The organism is Nocardia sp. SYP-A9097 (assembly GCF_009649815.1).
GTDB lineage: Bacteria > Actinomycetota > Actinomycetes > Mycobacteriales > Mycobacteriaceae > Nocardia.
On sequence record NZ_WJIC01000020.1, the window covers coordinates 53,690 to 71,080 of the forward strand.

13 protein-coding genes are annotated in these 17,391 nt (G+C 65.5%); 3 read left to right on the forward strand and 10 right to left on the reverse strand.

The features are described from left to right. Window positions 1-24: 24 nt before the first annotated feature. Genes GFY24_RS29965 through GFY24_RS29980 form a run of 4 tightly spaced genes read right to left on the reverse strand, consistent with a single transcriptional unit; the run spans window position 25 to window position 6,454 of the window. A complete protein-coding gene (locus GFY24_RS29965) occupies window positions 25-993 on the reverse strand; it encodes an ABC transporter substrate-binding protein (RefSeq protein ID WP_309231511.1) in 969 nt (322 codons plus the stop codon). Further along, a complete protein-coding gene (locus tag GFY24_RS29970) occupies window positions 990-4,157 on the reverse strand; it encodes a non-ribosomal peptide synthetase (RefSeq protein WP_228566773.1) in 3,168 nt (1,055 codons plus the stop codon). Before GFY24_RS29970 ends, GFY24_RS29965 begins: the two co-directional genes overlap by 4 nt. A gap of 11 nt (window positions 4,158-4,168) precedes the next feature. Next, window positions 4,169-5,110: a methionyl-tRNA formyltransferase gene (locus tag GFY24_RS29975; protein WP_153808470.1), complete on the reverse strand. Its 942-nt coding sequence runs from the start codon at window positions 5,108-5,110 to the stop codon at window positions 4,169-4,171. A gap of 45 nt (window positions 5,111-5,155) precedes the next feature. Beyond that, window positions 5,156-6,454, reverse strand: a complete 1,299-nt coding sequence (locus GFY24_RS29980) for a SidA/IucD/PvdA family monooxygenase (protein WP_309231521.1) — start codon at window positions 6,452-6,454, stop codon at window positions 5,156-5,158. Window positions 6,455-6,607: 153 nt separating this feature from the next. On the opposite strand from GFY24_RS29980, the gene GFY24_RS29985 reads away from it, so the two are divergent. Further along, on the forward strand, window positions 6,608-7,081 hold the full coding sequence (locus GFY24_RS29985) for a hypothetical protein (protein ID WP_153808472.1): 474 nt from the start codon (window positions 6,608-6,610) through the stop codon (window positions 7,079-7,081). A gap of 109 nt (window positions 7,082-7,190) precedes the next feature. Here the strand turns inward: GFY24_RS29985 and GFY24_RS29990 are convergent, their stop codons facing one another. Together GFY24_RS29990 and GFY24_RS29995 are read right to left on the reverse strand one after the other, a co-directional pair. Further along, window positions 7,191-8,927 (reverse strand): ABC transporter ATP-binding protein, encoded by a 1,737-nt coding sequence (locus GFY24_RS29990; RefSeq protein ID WP_153808473.1) that lies wholly within the window; start codon window positions 8,925-8,927, stop codon window positions 7,191-7,193. Continuing rightward, window positions 8,924-10,795, reverse strand: a complete 1,872-nt coding sequence (locus GFY24_RS29995; protein ID WP_153808474.1) for an ABC transporter ATP-binding protein — start codon at window positions 10,793-10,795, stop codon at window positions 8,924-8,926. Before GFY24_RS29995 ends, GFY24_RS29990 begins: the two co-directional genes overlap by 4 nt. Window positions 10,796-10,924: 129 nt before the next feature. On the opposite strand from GFY24_RS29995, the gene GFY24_RS30000 reads away from it, so the two are divergent. After that, window positions 10,925-11,893: an RluA family pseudouridine synthase gene (locus GFY24_RS30000; protein WP_309231512.1), complete on the forward strand. Its 969-nt coding sequence runs from the start codon at window positions 10,925-10,927 to the stop codon at window positions 11,891-11,893. Between the two features lie 34 nt (window positions 11,894-11,927). Then, window positions 11,928-12,692, forward strand: coding sequence for a CPBP family intramembrane glutamic endopeptidase (locus GFY24_RS30005; protein ID WP_153808475.1), 765 nt, complete (start codon window positions 11,928-11,930; stop codon window positions 12,690-12,692). A gap of 110 nt (window positions 12,693-12,802) precedes the next feature. Here GFY24_RS30005 and GFY24_RS30010 read toward each other — a convergent pair whose 3' ends face one another. The 4 genes from GFY24_RS30010 to GFY24_RS30025 all read right to left on the reverse strand — a co-directional run bounded on the left by GFY24_RS30010 (window position 12,803) and on the right by GFY24_RS30025 (window position 17,359). Then, the gene (locus GFY24_RS30010) at window positions 12,803-13,213 is read right to left on the reverse strand and encodes a hypothetical protein (protein WP_153808476.1); all 411 of its coding nucleotides are present in this window, start codon (window positions 13,211-13,213) and stop codon (window positions 12,803-12,805) included. Between the two features lie 193 nt (window positions 13,214-13,406). After that, the gene (locus GFY24_RS30015) at window positions 13,407-15,563 is read right to left on the reverse strand and encodes an MMPL family transporter (RefSeq protein ID WP_153808477.1); all 2,157 of its coding nucleotides are present in this window, start codon (window positions 15,561-15,563) and stop codon (window positions 13,407-13,409) included. 35 nt (window positions 15,564-15,598) lie between these two features. After that, window positions 15,599-16,129, reverse strand: coding sequence for an EXLDI protein (locus GFY24_RS30020; RefSeq protein ID WP_153808478.1), 531 nt, complete (start codon window positions 16,127-16,129; stop codon window positions 15,599-15,601). 273 nt (window positions 16,130-16,402) lie between these two features. Continuing rightward, entirely contained in the window at window positions 16,403-17,359 is a 957-nt protein-coding gene (locus GFY24_RS30025; RefSeq protein ID WP_153808479.1) for a LysR family transcriptional regulator, read from the reverse strand. Window positions 17,360-17,391: the final 32 nt, after the last annotated feature.

Here is a 17,391-nt window from a genome sequence, read left to right on the forward strand (position 1 = left end):
TGAGGTCCTTCCTGCTACCGGCGGCTAGCTGCCGGCGATATTCGCGAACGCCGGTTCCAGCTTTTCGAGCACGTACGGCACCGACAGCGCGGTCGGCTGATTGATGGCATTGATGGCGACCACATCCACGAAGGAGATGCCGCCGTGGCGTACCGCCGGGAGATCGTGGTAGCCGGGCAGGTCCTTGAACTTCGCCTCCAGGCTGGGCATCGCGCCACAGACCAGCAGGTCGGAGGTCAAGTCGCTCAACCGCTCCGGCGACAGGGCGAGGCGGCCGCCGGACGGGGCCTCATGCACGATGTTCGCCGGAATGGTCATGCCCAGGCGGGTGAAGACCTCCGCGGAGCCGTCCTTCGGATCGGCCAGCACCATCAGCTGTGCGGGACCGGTCAGCATGCAGGTCAGGAAGGTCTTACCCGTCAGCCCCGGATGCTTCGCGGCGACCGCGTCCACCTTGCCGTCCACCTCGGCGATCACCTTCGCCGCCTCGGACTCCTTGCGCAGCGCCTTACCCAGCGCGGTCACCTGGTCCTGCCAGGAATCGATCTGCGCACTCGACAGCGAATCGATGGTCGGGGCCAGCTTGGACAGCTTGTCGTACATGGTGCGATCGGCCATGAACGCCGGGGCCAGAATCAGATCCGGCTCCAGCGCGGCAATCTGCTCCACATAGTCGCCGGTGGCCTCGATGCGCTTGGCGGACTCCGGAATCGCGGGCTCCCACGGCACCTTCGTGGCCGCCGTCATACCCGGCACCAGATAGCCGACCGGGGTCACGCCCAATGCGAGGGCGGCATCGAACCACTGCGGGCCGAGCGTCACCACCCGGTTAGGGGTGCCGTCGATGGTGGTCTCACCCATGACGTGCTTGATCGTCACCGAACCGGAGCCCGTACTGTCGCCGTCGCTCGCACCGCAGGCGGCCGTGCCGACCACCAAACCCAGTGCGAGCACGCCGATTCCGGCTCTGCGCCACAGCCCTCGGGTATTCACTCGTGTTGCTCCTTGTCTCGGGCGGTCGCCTCCAGCACCGCGGCCAAACCGTGCACCGCGGGGGTGTCGAAGACCGCGCGCACGTCGATGTCGAATCCGAACTCGGCGCGAATCCGCGCTACCAGGTGATTGGCCAGCAGTGAATGACCGCCGAGCTCGAAGAAGGAGTCGTCCGCACCTATGCGGTCGCGTCCAAACAGTTGGCCGTAGAGAGCGGCGAGGCGAATCTCCGCCGCTGTCACCGGTTCTCGGTACGGGCGGGTCGTCAGATGTACCGGGGCAGGCAGGGCGCGGCGATCCAGCTTGCCGTGCTCGGTCAGCGGGATGGCGTCGATCACCGCGTAAGCGGTGGGGACCATGTACTCGGGCAGCCGGGCCGCCGCGTGCGCGCGGACCGTATCCAGTTCCGGCACTGCGGATTCGGGAACCAGGTAGGCCGCCAGCCTCGGCCCGCTCCCCGCATCGCCCACCACCGCAACCACACAATCGCGGATCTGCGGATGCGTGCCGAGCGCGGCCTGCACCTCACCCGGCTCGATGCGGTAGCCACGCACCTTGACCTGCTCATCGGCGCGACCGACGAACTCGACCGCGCCCGCGAGATTGCGACGAGCCAGATCACCGGTGCGGTACAGGCGCGCGCCCGGTGTGAACGGATCGGCGATGAACCGCTCCGCCGTGGCCGGGCCGCGATCGAGGTAGCCGCGTGCCAATTGCGGTCCACCCAAATAGATTTCACCGATTACACCCGGCGGGACCAGGTGCAGGCGCTCATCGAGCAGGTACAGGTCCACATTGCGATTCGGGCGGCCGATCGGCACGATGCGATTGCCCTGCGGGCCCTCCACCGGCATGTGAGTGGCGCTGACCACCGCTTCCGTCGGACCGTAGTGATTGCGCAGTTCGGCGTCGAGCAGGCCGGTGAAGCGGTCGGCGATCTCACCCGGGAGGGCTTCACCACCCACCGGAACGAAACGCAGTGTGCGCCAATCACTCACCTGCGGCAGCGACAGGAAGGTGCGCAGCAGCGAAGGCACCATATGCAGCACGGTGACGCCGCAGCGGGTCACCAGATCCGCGATATACGCCAGATCGGAGAAACCACCCGGACGCGGAATGATCAGGCGCGCACCGAGAGTCAGCGTCACGAAGACGTCCAGCAGCGATGCGTCGAAACTCACCGACGACGATTGCAGCAGCCGATCATCGGCGGTCATCTCCCACTGCGCACGGAAACCGAGCAGGTGATCGGCGATCGCGGCATGCTCGACCGGAACACCCTTGGGGCGGCCGGTCGAACCGGAGGTGTAGATGACATAGGCCAGATTGCCCGGCCGCAGCGGTCGCACGCGATCGGCATCGGACGGATCATGCTCCGGCGCAACTACAGCCACCGACTCGGCAGCTTCCAATTCGACTCGCCCCAACACCAGGTGCGGTCGCGCATCGGCGATCAGATAGTCGATGCGCTCATCCGGATACGCCGGATCGATCGGCAGATACGCCGCCCCCGACTTGAGCACCGCCAGCACCGCCACCACGAACTCCACCGAGTTCGACAGCCGCAGCGCCACCAGGTCCTCACTGCCCAGACCCTGCCCGATCAGCCAGTGCGCCAAGCGATTCGCTCGCCGACTCAGCTCACCGTAGGTCAGCTCCCGGTCCGGTACCGGCTGCTCACCGAACAGATGACCGGGCGCCACCAGAGCCGTCGCCTCAGGTGCGATCAGTACCCGCTCCTCGAACAGCGCCACCATGGTGGTCTGTGCGGCCGGAACCCGTTCACCACGCGAAAGTTCCAGTAGCCGTGCGGATTCAGCCGACCCGAGCAGATCCAATTCACCGATCGGGCGCTCGGGCGCGGCCATAGCCGCACCGAGCAGCCCCAGGTAGTGGGTGAGCAACTGCTCGATCAACTCGGGAGCAAAGCGCCCAGTCGCATATTCGGCCTCCAGATAGGCACCCGCGCCGTCACGAATCACCGAGAGCCGCAAGGGCACTCGCGGCGTTGGGCTGCCGAGGTCCAGCCGCGCCGCAATGACCCCGTCCAGTGCGGGCCCCGCCGGGGCGGTGCGTACCCCGAAACCGAGCCGCACCAACTGATCCAGCCCATCCCGATCGCCGGTGCGCTCCGGATTGATCGCGGCTACCACCCGGTCGATACCGACCGTCCGATGCTCATGCGCCCGCTCCATCGAATCATGCACAGCAGCAACGAATTCGGCGAAAGTGCGCCGATCATCGACGGCGGCACGCAGCAATACGGTATTGCCGAAATACCCGATGGGCGCATCCGGACGATCCGGCAGCGCCTCCCCCGTGCGCGTCGTCACCGGCACAGACACCAGGAAGTCGGGCGACCCGGTATAGCGCCGCATCAGCACCTGGAAGACCACCAGCAACACCGACTCGGCAGCAGCGGACTTATCCACAGCCGACACCAATTCGGCAGGCAGCTCACGCACCGACCGCCGAGCCGCAGCAGGCCCGGGCACCAATGTGGCATGGCCCGGTAGTTCGAGCGACTCCGGCAGTGGCGACAACTCCGCCCGCCAGTAATCCACACCCGTATCCACCGTGCTCGAATCCGGTTCACCGACAGCGAGTTCGGCGTATCGGAGGGCAGGCCCGGTCGGGAGCTGACCGTTGTAGGCGGCGGTCAGGTCGCGGGCGAAGATATCCCACGATTCGTCGTCCCAGCAGAGTGCATGGGCGACCAGGGCGAAGACGTATTCGTCCGCGCCGGTGCGGATCAGAGCGAAGCGGATGGGAGGTGCGGCGGTGGGATCGAAGGGTTCGCCGAGGATGCGGCGAATGAGGACCTCGGCGCGCCGGGCACGGCTGGTAGACGGTAGATTTGCGAGATCATGGTCTTGCCAAGCACATTCGATATCGGCGAGCACGGACTGAAAGGGTTCACCGTCCGCGCCCACCCCGTAGACGGTGCGCAGAATATCGTGCCGTGCCACCACTTCACCGACAGCTGCCCACAGCAGAGCGGTGTCCAGGTCCCCGGTCAGCCGGTAGGTAATGCCGACATTCAGGTCGGCATCCGCCGGATCGCGCTGCTGTAGGAACCAGGCCCGTCGCTGTCCGGGAGCCAGCGACCGGCGAGTAACGGGCGCAGCACCCTTCGCTTCGGTCCCGTCGGATGCAGTCGACATGGCACCGACTCTCATTCGGGTGAATCGGTGAGGTAACCGCCGCGCACGAAGAATTCGCCGCCGTCGTGCTCGACGCCGTCGGCGGTACGCACCCGGGTGATCACCAGGGCGGAGTTGTTGCCGCGCACCGGGTTCGGGCCGCAGACGACCGCGCCGCCGCCCTCCTGGACGATGACTCGTCCGGGGGTGCCGCCGTAGCGGGCCTCGGAAATGGTGGCGGCGAGGATCTCGACGCGTTCACCACGGTAGTGCGAGAAGGCGCGGGGGTAGGGGGCGGAGAGCGCGCGCACGAAACGCTCCAGATCCACTGCGTCCCAAGACCAGTCGATGCGGCTGTCGCGATCGGAGCGCTTGTGGAAGTAGGTGCGGTCGGCCTTGTTCTGCGGCGTCCACACCGCGGTACCGTCGGTCAACGCGGCCAGGGCCTGATGCACCGCGCCCGGAATCAACTCCATTCCGGCGAGGACGAGCTCGGTGCCGGTCGCGCCCGCCGGGATCGGCAGGCGGTGCTGCACCAGGATGTCGCCGGTGTCGAGCTGCTCATCCATGCGGTGCACGGTGAGCCCGAATTCCGCACTGCCACTGATCAATGCCCACAGCACCGGGGAGAAGCCGGTGAACTTGGGCAGCAGCGAATCGTGCAGGTTGAGCGTGCCGAACGGCGGCAGTTTGTACAGCTCCGGCGGCATCCAGGTGTACCAGCTGTTCACCACGATCACATCGGGTTCGGCGCGCTTGACCAGGTCGATGGTCTCGGCGTCGGCGCGCTCGGTGAGGTGCACCGCAATGCCGTGCTCGCGGGCCAGTTCCTCGACCGAATCGTTCCAGATCGCCTTGTAGGACGATGCGCCGGCCGGATGGGTGACCGAGAGCACCACCTCGTGATCCGAATCGATCAGGGCCGCAAGGGTTTTGCGGCCCCAGGTCTGGAAGCCGAACGACACGATACGCATTGAACCGAAACCTCATCTCGCTTTAAGTAAGGCTAGCCTAGCCTATTATCCGGCTCGTGCGGGTTCCACCCGCCCCACCGCGACCCGACCGGCAACCTCCGAGCCATCCACCGCCGGGCGCAGCACGCGATCCGAAAGTTCGCCCAGGCAGCTGAGATTCGGGAAACCCGGCCCCTGCGTCAGCGCGGAGAGATTCGGCAAGTAGAGCTTGACCGCCAGATTCGAAACGGCCAGGTCATAACCCACCGCCGCCTCGATCCGGGCCCGCGTGAGCGGACCACCCACCGCCAGCTCCAGCAGATCCGCGGCATCGGTATCGAAGAGATCGAGGAACCACAGCGGCTGACCGCCCGTCGCATCCACCACCAGATCGAAGACATGCAGCTCATCCGGGCGCGGGGCATTGCGCAGTGTCAACGCCACCCCCGCACCGTGCTCCCGCACCCGCGTCACACGGCCCTGCAGATGATGGACCCGGTTGTCCCCCAGCAGACTCTCCTGCACCCGCACCGAGAACACCCCGCGATCGGTGCGGCGAATCACCTCGCGGCGCTGCTCCAGACTCAGCCCCGCCCACTTGCCCGGATCGCTGTACAGCGCGTTCTCGAAATAGCTTTCGCCACGGGTGTAGAGGGTGGGCAGCGGCGAGATCACCGAAACGGTCAGCATCTCGTGGGCAACCAGTTCGTCCAGTGCCGACCCCGCGGTCTCACCGCCGCCGATCACCGCCACCCGCGAGGAGACCGGCAGGGCGCGACGACCCGCCAGCTCCCAGAAGTCGGAGATGCTCAATACCTTCGGATGCTCGGCCAGCGCGCGCGAACTGCGGCCCGGACCGGTGATCATGAGCTCATCGACATCCAATTGGGTGACCACACCGTCGTCACCGGTCACCGACACCAGCCAGCCGTCGGCGGCCGGCGCGATCGAATTCACCCGGCCCCGAACCAATTCCAGATCGATGCGATGCCCCACCCACTGCAGGTACTTGGCCCACACATGATGCTGCGGACCGGGCCTGCCGCGGTCGATCCACTCCGCGTAACCGCCCTGATCGACCAGGAACGAGGTCCAGCTGAAGGCGTGCATGGCCTCGTTGATCTCACGATTGCGGCCGCGCGCCCAGGTGGAGTGGTACGGGAAACCCACATCCTTCTCGGGACTGGTGCCGAGCCGATGCCGGCCGTCGGTCCAGCCACCACTGGGCAGCCAATTGCCGCCGACCGCATGCGGCTCCACCACGACCACGCGCGGCGCGGGCAGACCGAGTTGTTGCAGGACATGCGCTTTCGCGGCTACCGCGAGGGCTTTCGGGCCCGCGCCGACGACCAGCAGAGTCTTCACCGGGTTCACACTCACTCTCCTGCGCAACCGCCGAGCGATCGCGCCACAGCAACCAAGGTTCCCTCCCATGTTTGCATAGCCTTACCTTATATTGCATTGGGTACCGCTTGGGCACCGCCCACGGCCCACCGACGTGAACGATTGGATGAATACATGATCAGCACCACCCGAAAGAAGCTGGGAGCAGCGGTTTTCGCCGCCGCGGCCGTTATCGGCGGGTTCAACGTGGCAACGATCGCACCGGCCCAGGCCGCCCCGATCGTCGCGCCGGTCCGCACCGCACAGCCGGGCCTGGGCGACCTGCACTCCAAGCTGCAACTGGCACTGAACACCGGCGCCTCCAGCTCGGCACGCGCCGCGGAACTCGAAGCGGGAGAAGCGGGTCTGCCGCTGCTCGACCAGGTCGGCAGCGTGATGAACACCGTGCCCAGCCTGCGCTGGACGCTCGCCGGACCGGTCGCACAGAACGGTGACACCCTCACTGCCAACCTGCAGGTCACCGTCGACGGCTACGGCACCTTCCCGAATATCGAGATGGCCTGGCGCGAGATCGACGGCAGCTGGAAGTTGACTCGCGAGTCCGAGTGCTCGGTGGCCTACTACGCGGGGCAGTCCTGCAACCTGTGATGCTGGCCATTTTGATGCCGTAATCACTGGTATGGCAGCGTGAATCCCCGGTCATTCCACGGAATGACCGGGGCACAGCCATATTTAGACTCAGGTGTCGCGAAAAGTGCTACACAGAAGCCGATTCCAGTCGCCAGCCGGTCGCGCGAGAGCGCTCGTTCCAGAACGCCGCATAGCGGCTGTCCAGCCCCAGCAACTGATCGTGGGTACCGCGCTCCACAATGCGGCCCGCCTCCATGAACAGAATCTGATCCGCGTGCGCGATGGTGGCCAGGCGATGTGCGACCACCATGACCGTGCGACCCCGGGTCAGCTCGTGCATACCGCGCACCACCACCGCCTCGCTCTGCGGATCGAGCGCACTGGTCGCCTCGTCCAAGAGCACCACCGGAGCATCCTTCAACAGGGCGCGTGCGATCGAAACCCGTTGGCGCTCACCGCCGGACAGCGCGGCGCCACCCTCACCCACGGCACTGTCCCAGCTCCGCGGCAGCCGTTCGGCGATCTCATCCACCCGGGCCGCCGCGGCCGCCGCACGCACCTGCGCGTCGGTGGCTTCCGGGCGACCGGCCCGAATGTTCTCCAGCACCGAACGATTGAACAGATAGACATGCTGGAATACCAGCGACATCCGGCCCAGCAGCGACCGCGACGACTGCGAGCGAACATCGTGACCGCTCACCAGAACTCGACCCGAATCCACATCGTGGAAACGCGCGGCCAAGCGCAACACCGTCGACTTACCCGCACCGCTGGGACCGACAATCGCCGTCGTGGTGCCCGGCTCCACCGTGAACGAGAGCTCCGACAGCACCTGCGCGCCGGGGCGGTAACCGAAGCTCACATTCTCGAACACCACGCTCGGCGCGCCCGGCTCCAGATCCGAATCCGGCTGCGGGAGAGTCGGTTCGGCCAGCAGCGTGGTCACGCGATCCGCTGCCGACGCGGCGGACCGCAATGCCGTACCCAACTGCGCGGCCTGATTCAACGGCTCGATGAAACGCGCGCTCACCGCGATCAACGCGATGGCCGCCGCCGCCGAGATCCCGCCGTCGGTCACCTGACCGACCACCAGATACACCAGCACCAGGAACACCGCCTGCACGCACAGCGAAAACACGATCAGGCCGGGCACACTCGCGAACAGCAGCCCGGTCGCGGCCCTACGCTGACGGGCCAGCGCCGCGTTCAACGCCCTATTACCCTCGCCCACCGCACCGAACGACCGCAATACCGGCTGCGCCTGCGCGAACTCCAGCACCCGGGCATTGGCCTCGGCCGACGCCTCATGCAACCGCTCATCCGAGGCCGTATACGAGCGATTCGCCCACAGGTTCACCAGATACAACACCGGCGCGGCCGACAACATGGCGAGCGAAATCCGCCAGTCCACGAACAACATTCCGATCGCCACACCCAGCGGCACGATCACACCGGTCAGCATCTTCGCCAGCAGGTACGCGATCAGACCCTGCACCTCCCGGACATTCTCCACCATCAGGCGCGACAGCGAACCGGCGTGCTGGGTCTCGAACCAGCCCAGCGGCAGGGAATTCAGATGGTCGCCGAGGCGGGTCTGCAAACCCTGCTGCATGCCGACACCGATACGCAGGCCCACTACCGCCTGCACGAAACCGAAACCGATCACACCCGCCACCGCGACGGCCAGCCCGATGGTCCAACGCCAGGCACCACCGGTGTCCCCGTCGAACAATGCTTCCAGCACCGGCGCCAGCAGCACATAGGCGGCCGCCTGGCACAGCGCCTGCACGGTGATGGCGGCCACCAATTTCGGTGTCAGCGCGGCGAACTCGCGCGGCACCAGGGCGAAAACCTTGCGAATCATCGTGTTCCCTCCAGCACCACATCCAGTGCCGCCTCATTGATCTCCCACAGGCGCTGATAGAGGCCACCGGCCGCGACCAGGCTCGAATGATCGCCCCGCTCGACCAGAACGCCGTTCTCCAGCACCAGGATTCGGTCCACACCCGTGATGGTGTGCAGACGGTGCGCGATCACCAGCACGGTGCGGCCGGCCACCAGCGCGGCCAGCGCGTCCTGCACCGCCGCCTCGGACTCCGGGTCCGCGAAGGCGGTGGCCTCGTCCAGCACCAGTACCGGGGTATCGGCCAGCAGCGCGCGAGCGATCGAAAGCCGTTGCGCCTCACCACCGGAGAGCGTGGCATCCACACCGATCTCGGAGTCGTAGCCGCGTGGCAGGGTCAGAATCCGGTCGTGGATCTGAGCGGCGCGGGCCGCGCGCTCCAATGCCCGTTCATCGGCATCCGGGCGGGCCAGCAGCAGATTGTCGCGGATACTGCCGCGAATCAGCCGCACATCCTGGAAGACGAAACCGACTGTGCGATACAGCTCCTCGGTGCTGAAGTCGCGAATATCGCGGCCGCCGACCGTGATTCGGCCCTGTTGTACGTCATAGAAGCGCGGCAGCAGCTTTGCCAGGGTGGACTTGCCCGAACCGCTCGGGCCGACCAGCGCGGTAAGCGTGCCCGGAGCCAGCTCCAGATCGATATCGCGCAGCACCTGATGATCATCGCGGTAACCGAAACTCACGCCCTCGAAACTCACCAGTCCGGCAGCGACCGGCTTCGAATTCACGACGCCGGTGACGGCCGCATTCGACTCCGAACCCGCAGCGCCGGAAGAGGTCTCGACGATGCCCGAAACCGCGGAGCCCGAAGCCAGTTCCGGAGTCCGCATCAGCTCATGCAATCTCAGCGCCGCATCACCGGCGGTCCGCAATGCCTGCGCGCCGTAGCCCAGACCCATCAGCGAACTGCCGAGCCCCAGCCCGATCAGCAAGAACGGCAGGACATCCAGCGGCTCGATCCAGCCCACACCGACACCGGTCAAGCCCGCCACCACCACCAGCAACATGACGAACACCGGCGAGACCACCGCATCCGAGAGCGACTGCACGGAGATGATCGGCATCTTCATCTTGCGCAGACTGTCGGTCTGATGATCGACCGCGTCCTGAAAGACGCTGTGCGCCTTGCCCGCTCGACCGAATGCCCGCACCACCTGGATACCGTCCACGAATTCGACGGTCGCCTCCCGGGTGCGCTGCTCGGCGGCGTTGTACACCAGCATGCGCTCGCGGCCCGGCTCGTCCAGCATCTTCTTCATGCACAGCGCGTACAGCACCAGCGGCAACAACAGGACCAGGGTGAGCCGCCAATCCACGGTCGCCAGATAGATCAGCGTCACCAGCGGCACGGTCACCGAGCCGATGAAATCCAGCCGGGCATGCGCCACCAGATAGTGCAGCGCCTCCACATCATCCTGCAGATACTTCTTCACCTCGGCCGAGGTGCGATCCCCGAACCAGCCCAGCGGGACCCGGGTCAGTTTGTCGGCCAGCAGGCGGCGCAGTGTCAATTGGAATCCGGCATCCACCAGGTGCGACCATGTCAACGCGACCGCCTGCAGCAGTGCCCGCACAACCAGTACGACCACAGCGATGAGCAGCAAACGCCAGACCCGATCGGTATCCACAGAGTCGTTCAGCAGTTCCCGGCAAGCCGCGACAATCAGCAGAAACGGCACCACCGCGCACACCGACGCAATCGCGACCAGCACACTCGCCAGCGTCAATACACCGCCGACCGGGGCCAATATCTCCTTACGAGCCTGCGCTTCCCGCCGCTTGCGCTGCTTCGCCGCCGCCTTGTCCGGCGCGACCTCGACCGTCATCAGTAGCCCCTCACCCTTGTCATATCGCCCGATCCTCACACAAGATTCGATTGAAAGATAGGTTAGGCTAACTTTGGTGGCAGTGGGCCACCGCATCCGGACATCCAGGTCACCGATAGGGTTCAACCGGTGAGACGCAGGCAGCAGCCGCCGCTACCGAAGCGGCACGGGTTGGACCCGGCACGCCTGCGAATGCCCGAAGACGGCGAGTGGGCGACCGTTCGCGACCACCTCGTCGAGCGACTTCCCCGCGTGCGGCCCGAACGCATCGACGAACTATTGAGTGCGGGCGGAATCGTCGACCTGGAAGGGCCCATCTCCCCCGATGCGCCCTATGTACCCGGCGGGGCGATCTGGTTCCATCGCGATCTGCCCGTCGAAACCGAAGTACCGTTCGAGATCGGCATCGTGCATCGCGACGAGAACCTGCTCGTCATCGACAAACCACACTTCCTCTCCACCATCCCGCGCGGACAGCACATTCTGCAGACCGCGCTGGTGCGACTACGCCGCGAACTCGACCTACCCGATCTGGTGCCCGCGCATCGACTGGATCGAGTCACCGCCGGACTGATCCTCTTCATCGTGAATCCGGCTGTGCGCGGGGCATATCAGACCATGTTCCACAAGCGCGTGGTGCACAAGGAGTACGAGGCCATCGCGGGCGTCGACCCCGAACTGGAGCTACCGCGCACGGTGATCAGCCGGATCATCAAGGAGCGGCAGGTGCTGCGGGCCTTCGAGGAACCCGGCGAGCCGAATGCCGAAACGCATGTCGAATTGCTCGAGCATCGCGACGGTCGCGGGCGCTACCGGCTGCGACCCAAGACCGGTCGCACACATCAGCTACGACTGCATATGAACTCGCTCGGCATCCCGATTCTCGGCGACGACTTCTATCCCGAACTCACCGACAAACCGGTCGACGACTACACCCGGCCGCTGCAATTGCTCGCCTGTGCGCTGGAATTCACCGACCCGATTTCGCGGGAGCCGCGCCGCTTCGAAACCGCACGCACGCTGCAGGCATGGACCGATCCGCAAGGCTGGGCGAGCGGCCCGGACCCCTCGGGTGATCGACTTCAACCACATTTCTAGTGCGTTCCAAGAATCCGTACGTACACTGGCCGGGATGTCTCAGAACGATAACGGTGCGATCGCCGTGCTCCCCGCAGCACCCGCACCCCTCCGCCACCGCCTGCACGCCTACATCGATGTAGTCGTCGTTGTCGTCGTTCTGATCTGCACGAACCTCATCGCGCACTTCACCACCGCCTGGGCGAGCATTGTCACCGTCCCGATTGCCGCGATTGTGCTGCTGGCCATGGTTCGCCGCCGCGGCCTCGGCTGGGCCGAACTCGGCCTCTCCCCCCGGCACTGGCGACGCGGCTCCGTCTGGGCCCTGGCCGCGGTCGGCGTAGTCCTCACCGCGGTGGCCATCGGCGCACTGCTACCGATCACCCGCCCGTTCTTCCTGGCCGACCGCTACGCCACCATCTCCGGCGCACTCATCGCCTCGATGATCGTGATCCCGCTGCAAACGGCCATCCCGGAAGAACTCGCCTTCCGCGGCGTCCTACACGGCACCCTCGACCGCGCCTACGGCGCACGCGGCGTATTCGCCGCGGGCTCAATGCTTTTCGGCCTCTGGCATGTGGCCTCATCACTGGGTCTCACCAGCGGGAACAAAGGTCTGAGCGGATTCCTCGGCAACGGCCTCGCCGGTCAAATCCTCGGCATCACCCTCGCCGTAATCGCCACCGCCGCAGCCGGAGCCGTCTTCACCTGGCTCCGCCGCCGCAGCGGCAGCCTGCTCGCCCCGATCGCCCTGCACTGGTCGGTGAACGGCGCGGGCGCACTCGCCGCGGCCGTGGTCTGGCATACGACCCTGCGCTGAAAGAACTTTCGCCCCTCGCGAAGGGGTGGACCGGCCGACCTTGGGAACAGAGGATGTCGGTCAGCCGGTCCGGGACGGTTCGGTGTGGTCGCGCCACTGCCGAACCGGGATCAGGAGCCCAGGAAGCCCAGGGGGCTGGCGCCGCAGGTGGCGCTGCCGGTGAGGGTGGGCTCCAGGACGTTGACCTTCAGCTCCCAGGCAGAGCCCTGAAGGGTGGAGAGGGTGTGGGTGCCGGCGCCCTTGGGGGTCCACTGGATGGTGGCCTTGCCGTTGGTGGGGTTGAGCGGGCTGCCGCCGATGACCACGCCGTTGTCGTAGAACCAGGCCTGGAACCAGTGGTCGTAGGTCGCGGTCACCTCGTAGGTGCAGGCGGCGTAGACATTGCGGGCGTTCACCGACAGGCCGGTGGGTACTGCCGACGCGTAGGGCGCCGTCAGAGCCGCCGAACAGGCCACCGCTGCCAGAGCGGTAATGCCGAATCCGGCCCGCTGGGCGATGCGCTTGTTCACGGTCGTGGTCATGTCGAGATCTCCTTGAATGCCAATCCCCTGCGGGTACGGTCCGGCGAACCATATCGGTTGTCCAGTTCGAGGCGTGGCACTTTCGGGAAAAAACTGAAACGTGTTTCTGTCAGATCAGCGAACGCGCAGCACAACGGCCGGGCCCGCCTCCGAAAAGGAGACGGGCCCGGTTGTCTGCGAACAGGATTCGCGGCTAGCGGCGTGCCGAATCAGGCTCGGACCGCGCCCACTGCTGCTCGTTCCACTCCGCCTGCGGATCGGCGTCACCACCGTGACCCGGCCACCACGCCTTACGACCGATCAACGCGGTCACCGACGGGGTGAAGAACATCGCCATCACGAAGGCCGCGATACCGATACCCACCGAGATGGCGAAACCCATCTGCGAGAGCGCGTTATTGCCCGCCAGCATCATCGAGGCGAACGTACCCGCCAGGATCAGACCGGCAGCGGCAATCGTCGGACCGGTGTGCTTGACCGCCTCCGCCGCCGCCTTATGCGGATCGTGACCCTCACGGGCCTCCTCCCGCAATCGAGCCACCATGAGGATGTTGTAGTCCGTCCCGAGGGCGACCACGAACAGATACATGATCAACGGCAACGTGAAGATCAGACCCGAATTACCTTGCAGGTGCTGGAAAACCAGCACCGCGGCACCGAGCGTGGCGGCGAACCCGAGGAACACCGACGCGATCAGATACCAGGGCGCCACCAGACTGCGCAGCAGCAGACCCAGCACCAGCATGATCAGCACCGCGGCCACCGGGAACACCACCGCGTAATCACGATTCATCGCGGCCTTGAAGTCCACGAAGATCGAGGTCATACCACCGACCACGGCCTTGGTACCCTGCGGCGCCGCCGAATGCGCGACATCACGCAGCGGACCCTGCACCGTCGCCAACGCGGCATCGGACTCCGGCGCGTCATTGAGCGTCACCTGATACTCGGCGATCGACTTGTTCTCCGACAGCTTCGGCTCGGACACCTGGCCCACCCCGGAGATACCCGTCAGTGCCGTGCGATAGGTGCTCAGCTGATCCGAAGTCAGCGCGGCACCATCGGAACTCAGATAGACCTGCGACGGCTGAGTCGTACCCGCAGGCATGCCCTTGAGCAATTCCTTGCTGTACACCGTGGATTCGGAGGTATCCGAGGTCGAACTCGAACTCAGATCGAAGGTCGGATTGAAGCCGAGCGCCACCAGACCCAATGCCACCAGCAGACCACCCGAGACCAGTGCGTACAGACCCGGACGCTTACCCAGCGAACCACCGACCGCCGCGAAACGCGCACCCGTCGGCTCCTGCTGCCACGCCTTCGACGGCCAGAACACCTTGGTACCCAACAGCGAAACAATCGCCGGCACCAGCGTCAGACCGGCCAGCAGCGCCACCGCGACCGCGATCGCCAGCGCCGGACCGAGCGAACGGAACATGCCCAGCGTCGAAAGCATCAGCGCACCGAAGGCGATGATCACCGCGGCGGCAGCCGAACTGATCGCCTCACCGACCCGGGTCACCGCGCTGACCATGGCGGTCTTGGGATCCTCACCGGCACGCAACCGCTCCCGATACCGGAACATCAGGAACAGGATGTAATCGGTACCGACACCGAACAACACCACAACCAGCAGTGACTGCACGGAATTGTCGACCTTGAGGTCGAAAGCCTTGCTGACCATGGCAATCAAGCCATTCACGGCCATCGAGATCGCGCCGATCACGATGATCGGCAGCAACGCGATCACGGGACTGCGGAAAATCACGAGCAGCAGAACCAGGATCAGCACAATGGTCGCGATGCCGATAATGGCCAGCGCCTTGTTGCCGGAATCCTGCTGATCCAGCGTCTGCGCCGCCTGACCGGTGATACCGGCCTTCAGATCCGAACCCGCGACCGTCTCCTGCAGAGCGGTACGCAGATCCTTCACCGCATCGGTCTGCCGCTTGTCGTTCGGGCTGGTGACCTTGGTCATCTGCACCGCCACGACATCGACGAGCTTGTTATCCGATGCGGGCATCGCCGCGATCGCGGTGACATCCTTGATGTTTCGCTCGGTGAGCTTGGCGGCCGCCGCCTGCACGGTGGCCGCATCGGCCGTGGTCAACGGTGCGCCGTCGGCGCGCTCGAAGACAATCAGCGCGGCCGGAGTAGCGCTGTTGGGGAAGGCTTTCTGCTGTGTCTCCATCGCCTGGATGGATTCGTAATGCGACGGCAGGAAGTCGGCCTGTTCGGTGGTCGCGGTCAGTTTGGGCGCCGTGGCCGCGATGGCGACAATGGCGATCAGCCAAACGCCGATGACCAGCCACGGCTGTTTGACGACAAAGCGTCCCAGTCGGGAGAACATGCGGGAGAAGTCCTTTCGGGGTTCGGCCGCGCTATTCAGATATCGAGGTCTTGCGAGGCCGGGTTCGCCACCACATCGGCGGCGGTACGGAAGGCCTTGGCGGGGATGCGATCACGCAACTCTTCGAGCGTGTCCACGATGTCGAGAGTGAAGTCCCCGTATCCATCCTTACCAAGTCCGAGCATTTCGCGCCAGTTCTTAAATTCCTTGACCCAGTTGGTGATCGGCGAAAAGTCGGACTGATCGGAGTTCCTGCGCGCGACAATGAACTCGTCCTTGGCGGTGTGGTACGCCAGCTTGGTCGCCTGCTGGAAGTCCGCCCACTCGATGTAGTGACGGTGCACGACGAACTTGCCCTTACGGCTCAGATAGACGTTCACCACCTCGGTGCCGACCTTGCTGACCTGCTGCGATTCGGCCAGCAGCCGGCCGACGAAACTCTGGGTGCGGCCGCCGCCGGGGCCCACGCGCAGTTCGACGCGGCTCATTCCTTCGGGGAAGTCCTGGGTGACGAGAGCGCCCGGGGTGGGCTCGTCGGCGTCGGGCTTCTGCATATCGATGTCCATGACGTTCTCCAATTCTTGCGTGCGTCAACTGTAGGTTGACTCTCTGCCGATAGTCAACTCTGAGTTGACGGTGAGTCGAATTCGTTGATGCGCATATAGGCATGCATCTACAACGTGCCACCACGGGTTGAGATGCACTGTGCCGCAACGGATTCAGCCGCTGACGACTATCGGCAGACAGCCTCTTCGCTGCCTGCAATCACTATAAGTAGACGTATACGTATAGCGCAACCCTGAATCGACCCTGAAATATCCCCGGGTCGACCCCGACCGCTAGCGGCCCCGCGCCTTACGCGGCTTCTGCACTGCCCCACCACGTTTCGCGGCCGCCGGCTTCTTCCCACCCGCGGGCTGCTTCTTACCCGCGCGCGGTTGCGCCTTGACCTGCGGCTCCTTCGACTCCTGCCCGGACGGCGAACGCGAGCTACGCGCCGAACGACCCCGCACCACACCGACGAACTCCTCCGCCAGCTCGGTCGTACGATCCTCCGGCCAGGCCAGCACAATCTCCGTCGACGGCACATCGGTGACCGTGCGGTAGACCAGATCCTTACGCGAATGCAGACGGGCAATGGAATGCGGCACGATCGCCGCGCCACCGACCGCGGCCACCATCTCCATGGTCATGGCGGCGTCATCCAGATCGGCGGCATCCTGCATCCGCTCATCGGCGAGTTCGAGGGTGCTCACCTGCTCGAACACCGAGATCGGATGATCCTTCGACACCACGACCACCGGCAGTTCACGGTAGAGCGGAATCGCGCTCAAACCCTCGCGATCGATCGGCAGGCGCACGAACGCCATATCGACCCGGCCCTCACGCAGCGCCGACTCCTGTTCACGCATGGGCACGGCCAGCATTTCGAGGGGAATCTCCGGGAAGCGTTCACGCCAGATGCGCTCCCATTTGGTGACCGTCACCCCCGGCACGAATCCGACCCGCAGCCGCTCCGCATCATCGTCGACGACGACCCGCGGCTCCTCCACCACATTCGCGAGAATCTCCCGCGCCGCCGCCAGCAGCTCCTCGCCCTCGGCCGTGAGCTGCGTCGGCTGCGCGCCCGGCACGAAGAGCTTGGTGTCGAGCTCCTCCTCCAGCTCGATGACCGTCCGGCTCAAACGCTGCCGGGAAATACCCATCGCCTGCGCCGCCCGGGCGAAGTGCAACTCCTGCGCAACCCCGGCAAACCAGCGCAGACGCGTGACATCGATCGACTCGAACCGGCTCATTCCACCCAGGTTATTGCACCGCCACCCGGGTA

Excerpts from the sequence above, each read along its gene's own strand:
- GFY24_RS29970 (WP_228566773.1), bottom strand. The coding sequence starts at position 4,157 with ATGTCGACTGCATCCGACGGGACCGAAGCGAAGGGTGCTGCGCCCGTT.
- GFY24_RS30005 (WP_153808475.1), top strand. The coding sequence starts at position 11,928 with ATGTCTCAGAACGATAACGGTGCGATCGCCGTGCTCCCCGCAGCACCC.
- GFY24_RS30015 (WP_153808477.1), bottom strand. The coding sequence starts at position 15,563 with ATGTTCTCCCGACTGGGACGCTTTGTCGTCAAACAGCCGTGGCTGGTC.
- GFY24_RS30020 (WP_153808478.1), bottom strand. The coding sequence starts at position 16,129 with ATGGACATCGATATGCAGAAGCCCGACGCCGACGAGCCCACCCCGGGC.
- GFY24_RS29990 (WP_153808473.1), bottom strand. The coding sequence starts at position 8,927 with ATGATTCGCAAGGTTTTCGCCCTGGTGCCGCGCGAGTTCGCCGCGCTG.
- GFY24_RS29995 (WP_153808474.1), bottom strand. The coding sequence starts at position 10,795 with ATGACGGTCGAGGTCGCGCCGGACAAGGCGGCGGCGAAGCAGCGCAAG.
- GFY24_RS30010 (WP_153808476.1), bottom strand. The coding sequence starts at position 13,213 with ATGACCACGACCGTGAACAAGCGCATCGCCCAGCGGGCCGGATTCGGC.
- GFY24_RS30025 (WP_153808479.1), bottom strand. The coding sequence starts at position 17,359 with ATGAGCCGGTTCGAGTCGATCGATGTCACGCGTCTGCGCTGGTTTGCC.
- GFY24_RS29985 (WP_153808472.1), top strand. The coding sequence starts at position 6,608 with ATGATCAGCACCACCCGAAAGAAGCTGGGAGCAGCGGTTTTCGCCGCC.
- GFY24_RS29975 (WP_153808470.1), bottom strand. The coding sequence starts at position 5,110 with ATGCGTATCGTGTCGTTCGGCTTCCAGACCTGGGGCCGCAAAACCCTT.